Annotated in this window: 9 protein-coding genes; 1 reads left to right on the top strand and 8 read right to left on the bottom strand. The window is 39.8% G+C overall.

The genetic code is table 11. The annotated features are described in order from the left end of the window. Positions 1 to 25: 25 nt before the first annotated feature. The 8 genes from GM920_RS08150 to GM920_RS08185 all read right to left on the bottom strand — a co-directional run bounded on the left by GM920_RS08150 (position 26) and on the right by GM920_RS08185 (position 18,275). Complete coding sequence (locus tag GM920_RS08150) at positions 26 to 4,099, bottom strand: hybrid sensor histidine kinase/response regulator (protein WP_182955579.1); 4,074 nt, start codon at positions 4,097 to 4,099, stop codon at positions 26 to 28. A gap of 104 nt (positions 4,100 to 4,203) precedes the next feature. Continuing rightward, a complete protein-coding gene (locus GM920_RS08155; RefSeq protein WP_235964483.1) occupies positions 4,204 to 4,965 on the bottom strand; it encodes a LytR/AlgR family response regulator transcription factor in 762 nt (253 codons plus the stop codon). Positions 4,966 to 5,056: 91 nt separating this feature from the next. Further along, positions 5,057 to 6,388: a RagB/SusD family nutrient uptake outer membrane protein gene (locus tag GM920_RS08160; protein WP_182955581.1), complete on the bottom strand. Its 1,332-nt coding sequence runs from the start codon at positions 6,386 to 6,388 to the stop codon at positions 5,057 to 5,059. 11 nt (positions 6,389 to 6,399) lie between these two features. Continuing rightward, a complete protein-coding gene (locus tag GM920_RS08165) occupies positions 6,400 to 9,741 on the bottom strand; it encodes a SusC/RagA family TonB-linked outer membrane protein (RefSeq protein WP_182955584.1) in 3,342 nt (1,113 codons plus the stop codon). 39 nt (positions 9,742 to 9,780) lie between these two features. Then, the gene (locus tag GM920_RS08170; RefSeq protein ID WP_182955587.1) at positions 9,781 to 12,411 is read right to left on the bottom strand and encodes a zinc-dependent metalloprotease; all 2,631 of its coding nucleotides are present in this window, start codon (positions 12,409 to 12,411) and stop codon (positions 9,781 to 9,783) included. A 127-nt stretch (positions 12,412 to 12,538) separates the two neighbouring features. Continuing rightward, positions 12,539 to 14,155, bottom strand: a complete 1,617-nt coding sequence (locus GM920_RS08175) for a histidine kinase (RefSeq protein WP_182955590.1) — start codon at positions 14,153 to 14,155, stop codon at positions 12,539 to 12,541. 89 nt (positions 14,156 to 14,244) lie between these two features. Continuing rightward, entirely contained in the window at positions 14,245 to 15,678 is a 1,434-nt protein-coding gene (locus GM920_RS08180; RefSeq protein ID WP_182955593.1) for a Gfo/Idh/MocA family protein, read from the bottom strand. A 137-nt stretch (positions 15,679 to 15,815) separates the two neighbouring features. Continuing rightward, positions 15,816 to 18,275 (bottom strand): glycosyl hydrolase family 95 catalytic domain-containing protein, encoded by a 2,460-nt coding sequence (locus GM920_RS08185; RefSeq protein WP_182955596.1) that lies wholly within the window; start codon positions 18,273 to 18,275, stop codon positions 15,816 to 15,818. Between the two features lie 275 nt (positions 18,276 to 18,550). On the opposite strand from GM920_RS08185, the gene GM920_RS08190 reads away from it, so the two are divergent. Then, positions 18,551 to 19,447: an Rpn family recombination-promoting nuclease/putative transposase gene (locus GM920_RS08190; RefSeq protein WP_182955598.1), complete on the top strand. Its 897-nt coding sequence runs from the start codon at positions 18,551 to 18,553 to the stop codon at positions 19,445 to 19,447.

The following is a 19,447-nucleotide window of genomic DNA, read 5'->3' on the forward strand; positions in this document are numbered from 1 at the left end:
GGGGAAATTCTTAAATGGCCAATTATTATTCTTCCAATGCATAATCTGACGGTGTTCTGCCAAACTGTTTCACAAACTCTTTACTGAAATATTTGGGATCATTAAAACCAACGAGATAAGCAATCTCATAAACGGTATATACCTTTTGACGGAGGAGCTGAGCTGCTCTCTTGAGGCGAACAGATTTAATAAAATTGTTCACGGTGAGGCCGGTCAGCACTTTAATCTTTTTATAAAGAATTGGCGTACTCATGCCAAGATCGGAAGCCAGCGTGTTTACGCTAAACTCTGGCGTGGTAAAGTTATTTTCAATCAGCGTCATCACCTTGTTCAGAAACTCTTCATCGGATGACTCAATTAAAATATTGGCGGGTTGCAAGGTAATCTGCTGACTAAATTTACGCCTCATATTTGCCTGCAACAGGAGCAGGTTGGCAATCGTCAGCTGCAAGCTACTGATGCTAAAAGGTTTGGTGAGGTAAGCCTCCGCACCGGTTTTCAGACCATTCACCTCATGGATATTTCCGGTTCTGGCGGTTAACAGAATCACTGGAATATGGCTGGTCCTGGCATCCGTTTTTAAGGTCCTGCAAAGTTCCAATCCATCCATTACCGGCATCATGACATCACTGACAATCAGGTCTGGTATTTTTTCTATAGCTGTTTGTAAGCCAATCGCTCCATTTTCTGCTTCCAATACGAGGTAATACGGACGTAAAGATTGTACAATAAAATCTCTTACCTCATGGTTATCCTCTACGACAAGAATTGTAATCTGCTCGTCTATCTCCCCTGTATCAGATGGCAATGGTCGAATCAGCGGCTCTTCAATAGGCGTTACGGCCGACTGATAATGAGCCGGGTTTTCACTATTCAAGAAATCCTGTACCAGTTCTTCTTTTGAAAAATGTGCTTGTCCAAGTTTCAACTTCAGGCAGAAACAGGTACGAATATCTGCGTCCGGAATATCTTTTTGTTCCGCTAAAAACAGATTCCCATGATGTAATTCTGCAATTTTCTTAGAAAGTGCCAGACCTATTCCAGTACCACTATTTCTGGATAGCGGATCTTTGACCTGATAGAAATTGCTGAACAGCTTATCTCTGCTTTCTTCAGGAATCCCTTTACCATTATCGCAGGTACGTATTTCTACAAACCCATCTTTTGTTTTTAAGACCGATAAACGGATCATACCACCATCCGGAGTACACTTAAAGGCATTAGACAACAGGTTATACAATACTTTCTCCAGCTGCTCATTGTCGAAATAAACCTCAATATGTTCTTCTTCCGATATAAACTGGTAATCAATGTGCTGTTTAATCGCCAGATCGGTAAAAGAAAGGTAAATCTCTTTAGCGAAGGTGACCATATTTCCTGGCGCAATGTTGAGCCTTAGTTTTCCAGATTCTGCTTTTCTAAAATCCAGTAATTCGTTTACTAGCCTGGTTAACCGACCTGCATTTCTGCGCACCGTCAATAATTTTCTATTCAACACCGGTGATTCCTGCGTTTCATTAATCAGCGTTTCTAGAGGCCCCTCGATCAAGGTTAGCGGAGTTCTGATCTCATGGGACACATTGGTAAAGAAATCCAGTTTCATTTGATATACTTCCTGCTCACGTTTCAGTAGCGCTCTGATCCAAAGGAAGCGCGAGCATAAAAACAACAATCCAACGAAAGCAGACAAATAAATCAGGTAGGCCCACCAGGTTTTCCAGAATGGTGGATTCACGTGGATCAATAATTTTGTAGGCGTTGGATTCCAAACCCCGTCATTATTAGAACCCCGGATCAATAAAGTATAGGTACCGGAAGGAAGGTTCGTAAAAGTAGCGGAAGGGCTACTCACATAATTCCAATCCTTTTCAAAACCTTCTAATTTATAGGCGTACCTGTTTTTCTCCGATTTGATATAATTCAACACGGCAAAATCTACCGTAAAAATATTCTGGTGGTAAGAGAAAGTAATCTCTTTGGTTAGGCTGATGTTCTCTTTCAACAATTCCGTCTCATCATTGATCGCGATCGGCTTATTAAAAAGCTTAAGGCGAGTAAACATCACCTTCGGGATCCTGTTGTTGTCTTTAATCTGATCTGGAAAGAAACTCAGCAAGCCGTTAAACCCGCCGAAGAAAAACTCCCCTTTACTATCTTTGAAGAAAGAATTGTAATTGAATACATTTCCTGGAAGGCCATCTCTTACGGTATAATTCTTAAAAATCTTGCGGTCAAACTTCGAAAGGCCATTGTCAGTGCTGATCCAAAGATTCCCTTTTTCATCTTCCAACATACCCAAAATCACATTACTCGGTAAGCCATCTTCCTTTTTAAAGGAACGTACTGTTTTATTTTTAGGCATATAGCGGATGAGACCAGATTCATAACCACCCAACCAGAGGTAGCCACGGGAATCTTCCTGGATAAAATTGATGTCATTGAACAACATCCGTTGATCATTGCTTTTAAACCTCCTGACCCTGGTTGAATTTGGCTCAAGAATATAGGTTCCTGAGTTACAGCAAATCCAGATGTTATTTTTTGAATCCTGGAATAAACACCGGACTACTTTTAAATCATGTTTATCATGGTCACCAAAAAACGGCGAGAAGTTATCCTTTTCTTCGTTATAAAGGAAAAGACCACTCGCTCTGGTTCCGATCCAGAATCTCTTTTGACGATCATGTAACAAAGACACGATCCTATTGGAATTTAATGCGTTCGGATCAGTAGGATTTGGAGCGTAATGGCGGAAGTTTTTTGTTTCAGGAAGATATAAATCTAGTCCACCTTCATAAGTCCCCACCCATACTTTTCCTTTATGGTCTATAGAAACGGCTTTGACCAACGTGGAACTTAAAGAGGAAGGATTTTCAGGATCATGGCGAAAACTACTGAACTTCCCCGAAGCACGGTCATAATAATTGAGTCCTTCTGCCTCCGTTCCGATCCAAAGGTTATTCTTTGAATCTTCGACAATAGAACTGACCACATTACTGCTGAGTCCATTTTTTCCGATCTTGGATTTATATTCCCGAAAAGGCGTCGAATTCACATGGTATACATTGACACCACCATAATAAGTACCCACCCAAATGGAGCCGGCAGCATCCTGCATCAGGTCGTAGATGGAATTCTGATTCAAACTGGAAGGGTCGTCAGGTAGGTGGTTTAAAACTTTAATGGCATGTGTAGTTACGTCAATAATATTGATACCGTTAAGCGTAGATACCCATAACTTACCATCCTTGGCCAACATCATCTTACGGATCACATTACTGCTGATACTATTCGGCTGCCCATTCTTAAAACGGAAATGCTTAAAACTTCCCTTTTCCCGGTCCATCAGTTCCAGTCCGCTGTTATGCGTGCCGATCCATAAATTATGATGCTGGTCTTCGAGAATAGAGCTGATGTCGTTATCACTCAAACTTTCCGGCTGGTTCCGATCATGAACATAAGAACGGTATACATATTTGCCATCTTTCCATACCATGCTGGTCAGTCCCTGTAAAGTGCCTATCCACATCACATGGTTATGGTCTTGATATACGGACTTAATCAGATGATGCACTGTCCCAGTTTTCGGATCGGCTGAAGTCATGAAGCGCTCAAATTTATCTGGAGACACTAACTTATTCAAACCACTGTCAGTACCTACCCAAATAAAACCTTGCCGGTCTTCAAAAATACTCCTGATGATGTTATTGCTCAGGCTATGTTTTTGTTTTGGATGATATTGAAATCGTTTAAAGGAATTGGTTTTTGGCAGGTATAGGTTGAGGCCTTTTTGTGTACCTACCCATACATTTCCCTTACTATCCGTAAGCAGGGTATTGATGTTCATACTACTCGTTAAAGAAGTACTGTCCTTTTTATGGTATTTATAAACTTCGAAATTCTGGGTATTGAACTTATTGAGTCCGTCTTTAGTGCCAAACCACATAAAGCCAAGAGAGTCTTGGGTAATCGATAAAACGCTACTTTGTGATAATCCGTTTTCTACCGTCAGGTGATTGAAGCTAATGCTTTTTTGTTGCGCGGTACTCCCAATATAGGAAAACAGCAAAGCCAGAAGCAATAGTTTGTAGTGGTTCATTTTTTCATTCTTGTACAATATTCTGCTAAGTAGCGCAGTATATTGTAATATTTGGTCGGGGGTAAAAGTATATAAAAAATATCTTCCCTACCAAAAAACAAGAATTATTGGTTCAACCAATTTTTAAAGGCTTCCGCACGTTCTTCACTCACCACAACTTCCAGACCTTCTACAGGTGTAGGTTCCAGTACAATCCTTACCCTGTTTCTGGAAAGTTTGTACATCTCGCGAACCGCTTTGATGTTGATGATAAATTTACGGTTGATACGGAAAAAGTCGGAGCTGTCTAATTGGGGTTCCAGACTGCCAATCGTTTCTTCAATGATGTAATTCTGTTTATCGTTGGTGACTAAGAACAAGTATTTACCTTCTGCCATAAAGTAAGCGACATCCTCTGATTGTACTGTTTTAATCAGCTTACCCAATTTAACCATAAAGCGATTACGGATTTTGGGTGCTGGCCCGATGGTTTGATAGCTAATCTGTGGAAGGCCTACGTCGGAAATCTTGCGAATCCCTTTCAGTTTTGCCAATGCCGCTGCCACATCTTCTTCATCAAAAGGTTTCAACAGGTAATCGATACCTTGATTTTTAAAAGCTTTGAGGGTGTATTGATCGTAAGCAGTGGTAAAGATCACCGGACATTCCACAGCTACCTGTTCAAAGATTTGGAAGCTTTCGCCATCACCCAGATGGATATCCATAAATAAGAGGTCTACCGTATGATTATTGAGCCAGTCCACCGCAGCCTCTACTGTAGCTAAGATGGCCATTACCTCAATGTCTGGATTTAACTGGATCAGCATTTTTTGCAACGTATCTGCTGCCAGTTCCTCATCCTCAATAATTGCTACTTTCATCCTCATCTTGCTTGAGTGTAAAAGTAAAAAAAAACTCCGGTCTGTAAAACAGACCGGAGTTAATCACCCGCACTTATCTTTCTATATATTATTAATGCTACTGAAGGTTCGGATTAGTATTAATCGCAGATTGAGGGAAACGGATCGTATATCTTGGATCATTTTTTTCCAAGGTATAAGTTACACCTTCCAACACATGTTTAAGCTCTGGTTGCCCATAACGCTTTAAATCATACCAACGGTGACCTTCCAATGCCAATTCTCTTTCTCTCTCATTTAAGATTTCCTGGTACAATCCAGTTTTATCCAAACCAGAGATCCTGGTTTGCTCTGTAGCAAAATAAGCTGGCGTTAAACGTTTCGCTTTTAAGTCCAATAGACTTTTCAATGCTAAGGTCATGTTATCAGTTTGCAAAGCTGCTTCTGCCTGAATCAAGTAAAGCTCAGCATTACGGAAAGAAACCTTTAATGCAGCACTGTTTCCTTTTTTAGAAACGTAGTTACTGGTGTTTCCTGATTTACCAAAATACAATGCAAATCTCTTATCCTCTACTTGGTTATACATTCCCAATAATTTTGGAGATATAAAATTGATACTAGTAGCAGTGCTATTGAAAGTATCTTCCATCGCCATGATACTTTCTACAGAACTGTAGTTGTTAGGCAACAAAATCTTTGAAGCATTCAAATCTTCCAAGCCACTTCCTAAAGCCAAAGCGTCCTGACTTGCTTTTAAAGCATTGCTCCATTCACTTCTAAACTCATAAATTCTAGCTGCTAAAGCAAGCGCTGAACGTTTAGTAAAGCGATAGTTCAAGCCCGCAGGAAAATCAGTGACATTCACTAAGGCCTGGCCTGCTGCAAGGTCAGCAAATATCTGATCATAAACCGCTGCAATTGTTGCTGGTTTATAGTCTATCTCTAAATCAATTTTCACTGAAATTGGAACACCACGATCAGTAGCGGCTGTATTCTTATCAAAAGCTTTAGCAAAGGTATTCAACAACTCAAAATGAGAATAAGCGCGCAATAAATAAGCTTCACCTTTAATCTGAGCAGTCTCCGGTGTTTTACCCGCACGACCTTCTACATCAGCAATTACTGAATTTGCGTAAAATATAGTATTGTAAAAAGTACCGTAAGGTAGCTCAGCTGAAGCTGGATCTGGCGTACCATCATTCCATTTATATTGATCCTTATAGTTCGGTGCTTCTGATTTAGCCATATTCAATACGACTTCATCAGTACGAAGTGCAAGCATTGATTTATGACGAGGAAATCCAGAATATCCTTTATTTAACAAGGCTCTGAAATCTTCGGCCGTGGTAGGAATAACTTTTCCTACCGGTTCTATTTCTAAGTATTTTTCACAGCTGCTCGCTGACAAAATCAGGAACAATGCTGCTGTTAATTTTATGATCTTATTCATCAGTTTATTAATTAAAAGGTGGCATTTAAACCAATAGCAATACTTCTAGTGATTGGTTGTGCATAAATATTACCATAAGTTTCCGGATCAAAATATCCTTTATAGTTAGTACCGATCACGAATGGATTTCTTGCTTCCAGGCTTATTCTTAAGCTATTTGCTTTTACTTTACCGGCAAACTTTGGAGGCACAGTGTATCCTAAACGAATGCTATTGATACGTACATAGCTCATGTTCTTCACGAAAATATCCAGGTCTTTGTAAGTATTTCCAGGATCAGAAGTATTCTGCCAGTTATAGGCCATCCATCTGCTACCCCCGAAACTGTCATTGCCATAGATACCTGGCATGATACCAGTAGTATTTGTTGGCGACCAAGCATTCAGGATTGCTCTTGGATAGTTTCTTCCAGGATCTGTTAATGTTGGATTGTAAATCGGTTGAGTTTTAACTAATTTATTAATGTTAAACAAAGCACTAATAGATAAGTCAAAATTAGAATAACGGAAACGGTTGGTTAATCCACCTGTAAATTGTGCATCACCATTTCCTGCGTACGAATACATGCCACGGAACTCATCATTGGTCAACTCACTAACTGCCATGAAACCTCCGTATGGATCCGTTAATTTATAGAACTCTTCAAGAGATACAATTTTACCATCTTTATTAAATTGAGGAATACCATCCTTATCTAATCCTTCAGTTTTGATCACCCAAATTCCATTCACAGGACGACCTTCTTTAGATGGTGTCAACTGATTAGGACGGAATTTCTCTCTAATTACCTCAGTTTTGTTATGCGCGATATTGAAATCTGTGTACCATTGGAATTTGGCAGTACTCATGTTTCTTGTAGAAATGGTCAATTCCAAACCTTTATTTCTCAATTGAGAGAAGTTAGAATTTGTGAAATCAAATCCATTTTCTGCTTGCAACTGCTCGATACCAATCAGGTCTTTGCTGAAACGATTGTAGTAATCAAAGCTAAATTGAACCGCATTACCTAAGATAGCAAGATCAAGTCCAGCATTGAAAGTAGATGTTTTTTCCCATCTCAACTTGTTGTTTGGAGGACTAGTCACTGAAATCACCGGCTGACTTGGGCCAGGAAGAATCGGCGTAGTACCATAATTACCTACAACAAATGGAGAAGTATTTTTGTCGATATTACCTTGCAAACCATATGAAGTACGAACACGAAGATTAGAAATCCAATTAATGTCTTTAATGAATTTCTCTTCACTTGCATTCCATGCTCCAGAAAGAGAGTAAATAGGTAAATATCTATATTTTGGATCTACACCAAACAAATCTGAACCATCATAACGGATACTTCCGTATAAAGTATACTTTCTGTTGTAAGTATAAGATAAAGTACCATAAATAGAAGCGTATGCATTCTCATTTATTGATTTTTTATAGGCACGAAGGTCTTCTGATTTTGCAGCGTTTTCATTAGGGAAAATAATCGCCTGATTCGTTAGTGTGCGCTCATTAAATCCGAAACCTCTGGTTAAAATAGATTCATCTTTGATTCTTCTTAACTCAGAACCTGCAAGGGCTTCAATTTCATGTTTTTCAGCAAAAACTTTCTTGTATTCTACAATAGCCTTCCAGTTGTATTGGAAAGTAGAAGAAGTCTGATTTGAAATCATTCCTCCTACAGGAAGGTAGTATTTCTCTGTACCTGAGGCGCTGTCGTAGTAATTGGTTTTCTCTCTGATCTTACGTAAATAATAAGATTCCTGACCTGCAAATTTCTCTACACCAGTATCTTCAAACTGAAGACCTAATTCTGTACGGAAGTTCAGGTTTTTATTGAATTGGTAGTTCAGGTCAATAATGGTTTTCACACTCTTGTTACCCAAAGTATAACGGGTATTCTCCCTTTCTTCCAAGGCATTGAAAGGTAGGTAAGTATCACCACTGATGTTACCAAAAATATCAGGATCATAGTTGAAACCGCCTGCTGCATTTCTTATGGTTTGATATGGATTGACATTTCTGCTGTAAGTACTCAAGTTGGTAAACGCATCTGCATCTGCCAGGTAGTTGGTACGTGTAGATTTTGAACCAAAAATTCCAACGCCTGCTTTCAACTTCTGTGAAATGTTATAGTCAGTTTTCAAGGTCATGTTGTAACGCTCTAAACCAGTTTGTTTAGTTGTACCTTTTTCATTGTAATAACCACCAGAAAAATAATAGGTTGCCTGATCGCTACCTCCAGACAAACCAACAGTATACTGTTGATTTAAGGCGTTTTGATAAATTTCCTTACCCCAGTTCGTACCATCAGCTCTTAGTCCATTAATTGCTTGTTGAGTCGCAGGGTTCAGTGCTGAAAAACCACCATTTCTGAAGGCATTCAATTCGCCACTGTTTTGCAAAATTCTAGCGACACCACCGTTGCCTGTTCTATAGGTCAAATCTGAACGCGAAGCCAGTCCCAATTCAAAGTCTACTTTTTCTGAAGCATTCATCAGATCCAGTTTCCCTAAATCAGGACGTTGAGAAACGAAGGTATTTGCTGAGAAATTGATGGCCATTGGTCCTTTTTTACCTTTTTTAGTGGTGATCACAATTACTCCATTTGCTGCTCTAGCACCATAAATAGCGGTAGCCGCAGCATCTTTCAGGATGGTAATGTCAGCGATATCATCAGGGTTTAATCCTGCAATTGGTAAGTTACGCAATTGATCGATATCATCTTTTCCAATGGTATTTGGCAAATTGGTACCTTCCAAGGGAAGACCGTCCAATACCCATAATGGATCTTGTGAACCGTTTAAGGAAACCGTACCACGGATTCTGATCTGCGGAGCAGCACCAGGACCACCAGTTATGTTTCCAACAGAAACACCAGCAACCTGACCTTCTAACATCTGGTCAATACCAGAAACACCAGTTTGACGCACTTTATCATATTCCAGCTTAGTTGTAGCCGTAGTATTTTTACGTTTTGAGATCTCCGTATAACCATTCACAACTACCTCCCCCAAGGTATTTTCACTATTCTTCAAAGAAATAGTAACGTGAGTTTTGTTGATGATACTGATCTCTGCTGACTGGTAACCTAGGTACGTAACTCTTAATGAAGTTACGCCTTCAGGCACTTTCAAGCTGAATTTACCATCGCCATCAGTTACGGTTCCTACAACCGAATTCTGAATGACACCAGGAACACCACTTTGCTCGCCAATCATGGCCTTGTCTACAAACACCGAAGCTCCTGGTATTGGTAAACCATCTTTCTCGTCCAGTACCTGACCAGTTACGGTCTTGGTGCTCTGGCTAAAACCCGCAAAGCTGAAACCTAGCAGGATTAATATTAGCATTAATTGTTTATTCATGTCCCCTTTTTAAAAAAATTATAGTTGTTTGGTTGTTTATTAGTTCATTCTTAAACTCTGACGGATCCTAAGGATCAAGTCTAAGTAATGACCTTTTGTTGCATCATCTCCCCTGCCTTTGTTTTTTTCCAGGATCGTAAGAATCTGAAGTAATTCACTGCGTTTCGCAGCTGCTACATCAGAGGTTCTGCTCATAGAACTCACCTGAATATTTCTCAATGATTTTTCCTCAGCCCCTACAACTGATTTACCATCATTACTGAAATCACACACTTGCAATTGATTTTGCATTTTTAATTTATTGTCTTGTAAAGATGTTTTGGTGATTTTCTCCAACATTTTGTCGGTGCTTACCAATAATACATCTACGTAGTTTTGCTGTAACATGCGGTCAGTAATCGAAAGCGTTTTACCGCGTTGAGTTTTCGCGAAAACTGTTTCTCTAACCTCCTTTAGTAATTCATTAGCAGTATAAACGCTGTCTTTACCTAGCAATACTTCCATTTCCATCATTCTCAACAGGCGCTCCTGACTAACCAGGCTATAAAGCACACCGTATTGGAATTCACGTCTTACATTGTATGGCGCATACTCATATGGTCCCGCTGGAGAATCTTTAATTGGGAATGTTTTCAATAACAAATCTTTATTGAACAACCAATCCGGTACTTCCATCACCTCTTGTTTTAAGTAATCAAGGGCTTTGATTTGCATTGCTTTTGGAACTGGGGTATAAGCATTCTTATGGTCACCAGCTACTGGTTTCTCCAGGTAATAACCACCAATATTTGCGGTTACATGTTCTGCGTAAGTCAACCACTGGAAAATGGCAGCCATATACAATTTTCCTGCCTGATAATAATCTTCACCTGGGTTTGCTGCCCAAGTAGAAATCTGAGGAATCAGACGTTTTAAGTTCAATAAACCATAGCGACTTGCTTTAACGGCATCATCTCCTAAATCTTCAGATTGAGATCTTGGATCGATTACGTTAGAGCTTTGTTGCTCACCATAGAAATACAAAGGATCATTTTCATGGTCTTTAATCCATTTGGCCAACACCGGAATTTCATCATGCGGATCTTTAACGTCTAACCAACGGTATCCCCAAGCGATTGCATATTTATCATATAACCCGATTTTGGGAGTAATACTTGTTACTTTATCTTCTGGTTGCGCTACGTAATTGAAACGTGCATAGTCCATGATCGAAGAAGCTGTTCCGCCCATACGCTCCGTAAATGAAGGCGAACGTAGAGAATCTACCGGGAAGGAATAGGAAGCGCCCATGTTGTGTTTCAAACCTAAAGTATGCCCCACTTCATGAGAAGACACAAAGCGGATGGCATGTGCCATACGTGCATCCGTAAATTTATTATTTCTCGCACCTTCGTCAATTACACCAGTTTGAACCCTCATCCAGGATTGCAAAGAGGTCATTACATTGTGCCACCAGATGACATCTGATTCCAGGATTTCACCTGAACGTGGATCAATAACTGCCGGGCCCATTGCATTTGATTTCGGCGAAGCTGCATAAGTGATTTCCGAATAACGGATGTCATCACCATCATAATCAGCGATATCTTTTACTTCTCTTGCTTGAATTGCATTTTTGAAACCTGCCGCCTCAAAAGCTTTTTGCCAGTCTACCACACCAGCAATGATTTGCTGTCTCCACTGTGGAGGCGTAGATGGGTCAATATAAAAGATGATTGGTTTTTCCGGTTCCACCAGTTCTCCTGCAAGGTAACGCGCACGATCTTCCGCTTTAGGTTCCATTCTCCATCTGGTTAACAGTTCCCTTTTTTCCATTTTATGCTGCGTATCAGAGAAATACCATCTTGGTGTAGTAAAAAATCCAACCCTATCATCTGCATAACGAGGTTTCATTGGCGTTTCCGGTAATAAAAGCACGTTCGTAGTAACGGCCATACTGATTGGAATACTGTTTTGTCCTTCTGTAACTCTGGTACTCAATAAAGCACGTACCACAATATTCTGAGGGAAACTTTTAATTTGCTCAATAGCTGATAAAGCTGTTTTAGGTGCTGTACCTAAACCAACATCGGTAAACACATCATTAAAGCTTTTATCAGTACCGTCAAAAACTCTGTTCATTTTGATGACTACTGCGGATGAATCCGGGCTGTAGGCCTCAATTTTGAAAGATTCAATGACAGAACCGATGAAGTTGTCCTTTACGGAACGGGTAATCGCATCCGCTTCTGGTGATTCTACCTGAGGAACGATTGTTTTTACCCAGATGGTTTTCGCCAGTTTATTTTGTGAAAAGCGAATCACTTTGTTTTCAAAGTTCATCCCTTTGTTTAATCCGGATTCATTAAGTGCTAATGGTACGGATGATATTTTGTTGACTACCAGAAAATCCTTGCCCATTAATTTCAAGGGGATTTCAAAGTAGTAATCAGATTCTACCTGGTGGACTTTAAAAAGTCCATTTGCCGTTTTTGCTTTCTTTAACAAATCGGCATAACTTTTCAGCTCCTTACCTTTTGTAGTATCAGCAGCGTTTTTTTTCTTTAGCGTATCCGCCAGAACTTTTTTAGTGGTTTTAGTTGGAAATTTTTTAGGAGTTTGTGCGTTTACTTGTGTAGTAAACAAGCCTGCTAAAACAGCCAAAAAAAATGAAGTCTTATTCAAAATCATGTTCCAAAGTGGGGGATAATTGGCACATTATGAAATTTTCGGGAGTGAACTCGTACAATATACTTAGTGAAAGCGCGGTTTTAAGGAGTGAAATTTTTATTGTTAACTTAATATTTTGTCCTGATTACTATTCAGTTAAATGTAAAACAGGCAAAAAACATTTGAAGTATTCCTGGTCTATCCCAAAGGTAAAGTCCTGATTTCCAAAATAGGAATAGGTGCTTTTAAGGTAGTTCAGACCCTGTTTTCCGGAATCTTTGACGTCCGTGCGCAATTGGAGGTTATTGCTCACAACAATCGTACTTCCTTGACTCCGAATGGTGATTTTTAGTGGTTTTTCTTTCGAAAGTATGTTGTGTTTAACCGCATTTTCGATCAAGGTTTGGAGGCTCATGAAAGGAATTTCACCTTCCAATAGCTTTTCCTCAATCTGAATATCTAAAGGCTCCAGCGCATCGCCAAAACGAATCTTCAATAAGAAGAAATACTCCTTCATAAAGCGCAATTCATCGGCTACCGGAGCAAGTCCACTAGGGTAAGATTCCAACACGTAGCGATATACTCTAGAAAGTTTAACGACAAATGCTTTAGCGAGCTCCGCATCCTGCGCGATCAATGCGTTTAGGGAACTGAGTGAATTGAAAAGAAAATGAGGATTCACCTTTTCTTTTAATTTACTCAATTGCAGCATGGCATTGTCTTTTTCATGGGTCTCTGCCAGGAGTTTCAATTCCTGTTTTTCCATAGACAATTCCTGACGGTTGATTTCAACTTCTCTACGGAGTAAAAACTCCTTTTGCCATTTACGCTGATAAATCCAGATTAATCCTAAAATAATGGTGACCGCAATCAGGCCCATATCAATAGAATATTTTCTAATTTGTGCAACGTCCTCTTCTAACACCAGATTTGGAATGTCGACAACAATAGTCCAATTCAGGCCATTGATCATATTGGGAATGTAATATCGGGTCACAGGAACGCCTAAGTAATCGGATTCCACCACCTGGCTCCTCGGCCTTGCATAAGGATGTAGCGGATTAAACAAGGTGTCTTGCTTCGGTTTAAACAGTTGCTTACCGATTTGTTGCTCATTCGGACTGGTAATACATACCCCATTTTCATTGACCACCATCGCATAAGACATGCCTTTAACATCTACAGAAATAAAAGCACGCTGCAATTCAACCAAATCAATGTCCAAACCGGTTAAAAGTCGCCCTCTTTCCGATTCTACCGTATTACTTGCCGTTAACAGGTGTAAAGCAGGAGTAATTTCTGTTTGTGGACCTCTAACATTACTCGTATCATTAGCCAAAAATTGCTTCCTGGCCCAGTTTTTAACATCAGAGGGTATTGCTGTTTTTTGAAAAGAAGCCGCATCGCGAACCAGGTAAACAAAAGAAGTATCTTTACCCTTGATGATGGCATACCAGGCTTTTTTCACTTTCTCATCCGACAACAATACAGTACCCAAGGTTTGATTCAAACTCTCCTCGCTGATGTCATTTCTCAATTCAGGAAAAAGTGTAGCAGCCACTTGCGTGCCTTTTAAAATATTACCGAATTCGTATTGGTATACCAAAACTTTCTGACGGTACACATTTACCCCTGCAAAATCAGCGATATTATTGATTCGTTGTTCGAGAAAACGACCAGTGAAAAAGGTGACTCCGGTGATGCACAGAAAGACTGCCAGACCGATAACTATCAGATATTTTGGGTTTTGCAACGCAAGCTTCATTGCGGCAAAGATAGGAAAAGAGAAATGAATCTGAGTTGACGCAAACGTTTGCGTCAACTCAGCATGTTCATTATGATATCGTTATGACTTTACTTACTATCTCTAACTTTGGTATTACCACCGCCATCTAAAGTAAGATTTACCGGCTTATTACCCGTCCAATTCCCTCTGGTGAAATCAGGAATATCAATGCTTGATGATCTTTTAGCCACTGATTTTTTGCTCAAAGGAACAATACAGCTCCATGCCGCAGCATCGTAAACATCCTGATCCAATGGTAAACCATTACGCAAGCAATCGATTAATCTCCAATCCATCATGAAGTCCATTCCGCCGTGTCCACCTACTTTTTTCGCGATCTCCCCTACATGTTTAATCAATGGTGGCGTATAGTTGTCGTATAGTTTTTTCATCTCTGCTTCTTTTACCCATTCCTCTCCAAAAGCGATGCGCTCTGGTTCCGGATATTTACAAGCAAAAGCTTTTGTTCCACTCAATAAATGAATTCTGGAATATGGACGTGGAGAAGTCACATCATGTTGCAACATCATCGTTTTCCCTTTATTGGTTCTGATGGTTGTGGTATTCATGTTACCTCTGTAGTTCTTACCTACAAACTGATTATAGAAATCGTCTTTTTCCGCTCTTTTCTTTGCCTCTGCGCCCATCATGAAATCATTCGAAGACATGGATACCAAATAGTCCATTTTATCGCCTCTATTGATGTTCATACATTGTGCAATCGGCCCTAAACCATGTGTTGGGTAAAGATTACCATTGAAATCAATATTTTCTTTTAGTCTCCACATGTTTTCATAACCCTTCTTATCGAAGTTTAATCCCAACAAGTCGTGGATATAAGCACCTTCGGCATGTATTAATTCGCCAAATAAGCCCTGACGCACCATGTTAAGGGTTAACATTTCGAAGAAGTCATAGCAACAGTTTTCTAACATCATACAGTGCTTACGCGTGCGTTCTGAAGTTTCTACCAATTGCCAGCATTCCTCTACAGTTAGTGCTGCCGGAACTTCTGTTGCTGCATGCTTGCCATGCTCCATCGCAAAAACTGCCATAGGCGTATGTAAATGCCAAGGCGTGCAGATATAAACCAGGTCAAGGTCTTCCTTTTCAATCATTTCCTTCCAACCATTTTCACCTGAATACTCTTTTGCTTTTGGTAAGCCTTTTTTCTCAAGGATTTTTTGTGCGGCTGAGGCTCTTTGTGGAAGTTTATCACAAAGTGCTTTAATTTCCACTCCTTCAATAAAAGCCATCCTACCTACTGCACCTGGACCACGCATCCCAAGACCGATAAAACCAATCTTTACTTTATCGATTTTAGGTGCTGCATAACCTGACATGTTAAATCTTGCTCCACTGGTATTTGGGTAAAGCAATGGACTTTCATTGGATAAGATTTCATTCGATGCAGGAGATTTTGAAAATGCAGGTAAGCCCATGGCCACCGCGCTGGATCCAATAGCTAGTTGTTGTAAAAACTTTCTACGATTAGGTTTCATTTGTGTTGGTTTATGTTGATTGTATTTGGTTAAAAAGGAAGGTTAAATGGTCGTTTTACCTTGTTAACGAATATAATGTTTGTGTTTCTTTTTTAGGTCTGCTAATCTTGCGCAAACGCTTGCGTAAAAGCGAATTGTTATCCTTTTTCAAAACTATAACTTGCTCCTTTAACGGCTTTAAAGCTAATTACCGCTTGTTTGTCGGTCGTCTTGGCGATCACCTTCCCTTGTCTATCTTTAACCAACATATTTGCTGGCAAATCAATATGACAATTGCCTCCGTTTAATGCCAAAATATTTCCTTTTTTCAGGGCGCTATTTTCCCAGTCGAAGTCGACTACAAAAGCATTTCTTGCACGCATTCCTTTGATCGATCCATCCTTCCAATCTTGATCAGATGGCAAGGCAGGTAACAACCTGATCACGTTTTCCTGACCATGGCTTTGCATCAGCATTTCTGCAATTCCTGAAGTACCGCCAAAGTTTCCATCAATCTGGAAAGGGGGATGTGCACAGAATAAATTCGGATAAGTTCCACCAGAATGCATGTTCAGTTTTCTAGAAGGATCCACCAGGGTCACCAACTGTTTGAAAAGTTTCAAGGCATGGTCTCCATCACCTAATCTTGCCCAATGGTTGATTTTCCAGGCTTTTGACCATCCTGTACCACCATCACCTCTTTGCGTCAAACTTTCATGTGCTGCTTTGGCCAATTCCGGACTATCCCATGGCGTAATTTCATCATAAGGATGTAAACCATAAAGTTGAGATACATGACGGTGGGTTGGCTCTGCATCTTTCCAATCGTTTAACCATTCATTGATATCACCTGCGGCACCAATTTGATTGGGCGCCAAACGTTTTCTAATTCCAGCCAATTCTTTTGCCCATTCCTGGTCCTTACCCAAAATCTTTGCTGCTTCAATGCTGTAGCCAAAAATCTCTCTACATATCTGCATGTCCATGGTTGGGCCCATTGCGGTCTGACCTTTAAAGCCATTTGGCATGATATACGTGTTTTCGGGTGAATTAGAAGGTGCGGTAACCAACCATTTATGTTCCGGCTCTTCAATCAGAATTGCCGAAAGAAAAGTTGCCGCTTCTTTAAATACCGGGTAATATTTTGCTAAAAATGCTTTGTCGTTAGTAAATTTATAATGTTCCCAAAGGTGTTCACACAACCAGGCGCCACCAGTTAAGGTAGAACCCCAGTCTGCCCCTTCTCCTGGAGAGGTATAACCCCAAGGGTTTGCAATCACGTGTGCTACCCATCCTGGTGCATTGTAATAAGCTTTTGCAGTTTTAGATCCTGGCTTCACCAGACCTGCAATAAAATGATGTAAAGGATCGGCAAGATCACCTAAACCAGTCGGCTCTGCCAACCAATAATTCATTTGAATATTGATATTCAAATGGTAATCACCGTTCCATGGCGTTTGGTATTCTTCTGCCCAAAGCCCTTGCAAATTTGCAGGTAAACTTCCTTGCTGAGAAGAAGATATCAATAAATAACGGCCGAAATTATAATACAACACAGGAAACTGAGGGTCAGACAATTGCTTGGCATAGCGTTCCATACGTTCTGGGGTACTCAAAGCAGCAACTTCTGAAGGAGCCCCTTTTAACGAAAATCTGTTTCTGTTGAAGAAGCTTCCAAAAGCATCAACATGCGCTTTTTCTATTTGGGCAGCAGTTAATTTTTCCGCTGCAGTCAGGTTCTTTTTCACCGTTACCACCGGGTCTGCCCCACGTTTGTTGTAATCCGCAACATTATAATCTGTAGCAGCAGTCCAAATCAAGATACATTCGTCTGCATTGATCACTTCTATTTCATTTCCTTTAACAATCTTCTTTCCACCTTTAGTCTGAACCTGCAAGCCCGCAGCGAAACGAAGTCCAGCTTCTTTTCCATTTGGCAATTGGCCATTCATCATCAACGTCTGCCCTTCCGCTTTCACAGTCGCGTTTTCTTTTCTATTGATGCTGGTATTAAAACTGATCTTTCCTTTTTCTGAAGCACTGATTTTAATCATCATCACATTTCCAGGGATGCTCACCAGGGCTTCCTGACTATAGGTTACGCCATTGCGTTTCCATTGCGTAGTTGCAATGGCTTTTTCTAAATTTAAAACCCTACTATAATTGGTATAAGCTGCAGTAGTATCTTTCCAGTTGATCAACAAGTTACCCATGGTCTGGTAGGCGCCATAAGGTGCATCTTTACCATTCCCGGAAGCAGATCCAGATCCTTTTGCTACAAACTGTTTTTGCAATAACTCTTGTGCTTCTTTATTCTGGCCTTTCAGCAGGTAATCCTGGATAGGTTTCAAATATTGATGGGCATTTTCCCTATCGGCATCCTGTACCCCTCCCGACCATAAAGTGATCTCATTGAGGGTTATTTTGTCTTTGTTTGGGTTTCCAGCAATTAATGCACCGATACGTCCATTTCCTAAAGGCAAGGCCTCCTGAAAGGAGGTCGCTGGTTTTTTAAAATAGACTGTGACATCAGAGGATTGAGCAAAAGCGCCTGTACTTAGTGCCAGAATAAAGGTATTGCCCAGGGCAACAAGGAATATATTCCGATAAAGCTTCATTTTTTTGTTGGTTTCAGGTATGTTACCCAAACATCGTCACATTTACCGAAAATAAACTGCGTTTTTCTGTCAAATTATTAAGGAATTTTGGCGTTAACGTTGGAATTGAGAGGGAATTCTATCTCCTAAATTAGATATTACTTAGGCCTAAAGCAGCAATAATCAATTCTCATTTATCAAATTACAGGCCCAATAATTAACTAAATAAAAAATAATTACAGTTAAAGTTGTTGATTTAAATTTAAATACGGTAGTTAGACCATAAGCCTTTATGTATGACTGCTCTTATTACTACATGTCCTTTCGTTGATCCCTTAACTGATTTCGGTTTTAAGTATCTGTTTGGTGCAGAAACGAACAAAGGTTTCTTGATTTCCTTTCTTAACGCAGTTTTTAAAGGCGAAAAGAAAATAGTAGCAATTGAATATGGAGCTATAGAATCGGCGGGAAACTTACAGAAATTAAAAAAGGTATTTTTTGATGTAACCTGTACGGCAGATAATGGTAAAAAGTTCATCATTGAAATGCAGCAAAAAAAACAAGAATACTTCAGAGATCGGTGTATTTTTTATTTATCAAGGTCGATCAACGAACAGGTTTCTATGGGGAAAAGATGGCAGAGACCGCTCAAAGAAATTTACCTGATTGCTTTGCTGAATTTTAAACTGACCGATAGCGAACCAGGCTCTTATCTCCAAAACATCGCGTTAATCAACAAAGATACAGGAAAGGCATTTTACAATAAGCTCGGGTTTAAATTCTTTGAATTACCCTGCTTCAATAAGAAAGAAGAAGAACTGGAAACAGATTTAGACAAATGGTTATATACCCTAAAAAATATGAGCACACTCACAAAAGTACCCTTAAGCTTCATGGATGGAGTTTTCTTTGAATTTTTCCAAGAGGCAGAATTAAATAAGATGTCCAAAATAGACCGGGAGATCTATGCGTCCAATTTTAAAACTTATAATGATCATGAAAATACCATTAGTTATGCTAGAAAAGAGGGAAAAATAGAAGGAAAGGCTGAAGGAAAAGCAGAGGGGCAAATAGAGGGCGCCACAAAAACCAGGCTACTCATTGCCCGAAATTTAAAACAACTGGGATTCCCGATAGATCAAATCCATAAAATAACCAAGCTTCCAATGACACAAATCGATAGCATGGAATAA

Source organism: Pedobacter gandavensis (assembly GCF_014172405.1).
In the GTDB taxonomy this organism is placed as follows: Bacteria; Bacteroidota; Bacteroidia; order Sphingobacteriales; family Sphingobacteriaceae; genus Pedobacter; species Pedobacter gandavensis.

What these genes read in the sequence shown, in the direction of transcription:
- GM920_RS08150 (WP_182955579.1), bottom strand. Translation starts at nt 4,099, where the DNA reads ATGAACCACTACAAACTATTGCTTCTGGCTTTGCTGTTTTCCTATATT.
- GM920_RS08155 (WP_235964483.1), bottom strand. Translation starts at nt 4,965, where the DNA reads ATGAGGATGAAAGTAGCAATTATTGAGGATGAGGAACTGGCAGCAGAT.
- GM920_RS08160 (WP_182955581.1), bottom strand. Translation starts at nt 6,388, where the DNA reads ATGAATAAGATCATAAAATTAACAGCAGCATTGTTCCTGATTTTGTCA.
- GM920_RS08165 (WP_182955584.1), bottom strand. Translation starts at nt 9,741, where the DNA reads ATGAATAAACAATTAATGCTAATATTAATCCTGCTAGGTTTCAGCTTT.
- GM920_RS08170 (WP_182955587.1), bottom strand. Translation starts at nt 12,411, where the DNA reads ATGATTTTGAATAAGACTTCATTTTTTTTGGCTGTTTTAGCAGGCTTG.
- GM920_RS08175 (WP_182955590.1), bottom strand. Translation starts at nt 14,155, where the DNA reads ATGAAGCTTGCGTTGCAAAACCCAAAATATCTGATAGTTATCGGTCTG.
- GM920_RS08180 (WP_182955593.1), bottom strand. Translation starts at nt 15,678, where the DNA reads ATGAAACCTAATCGTAGAAAGTTTTTACAACAACTAGCTATTGGATCC.
- GM920_RS08185 (WP_182955596.1), bottom strand. Translation starts at nt 18,275, where the DNA reads ATGAAGCTTTATCGGAATATATTCCTTGTTGCCCTGGGCAATACCTTT.
- GM920_RS08190 (WP_182955598.1), top strand. Translation starts at nt 18,551, where the DNA reads ATGACTGCTCTTATTACTACATGTCCTTTCGTTGATCCCTTAACTGAT.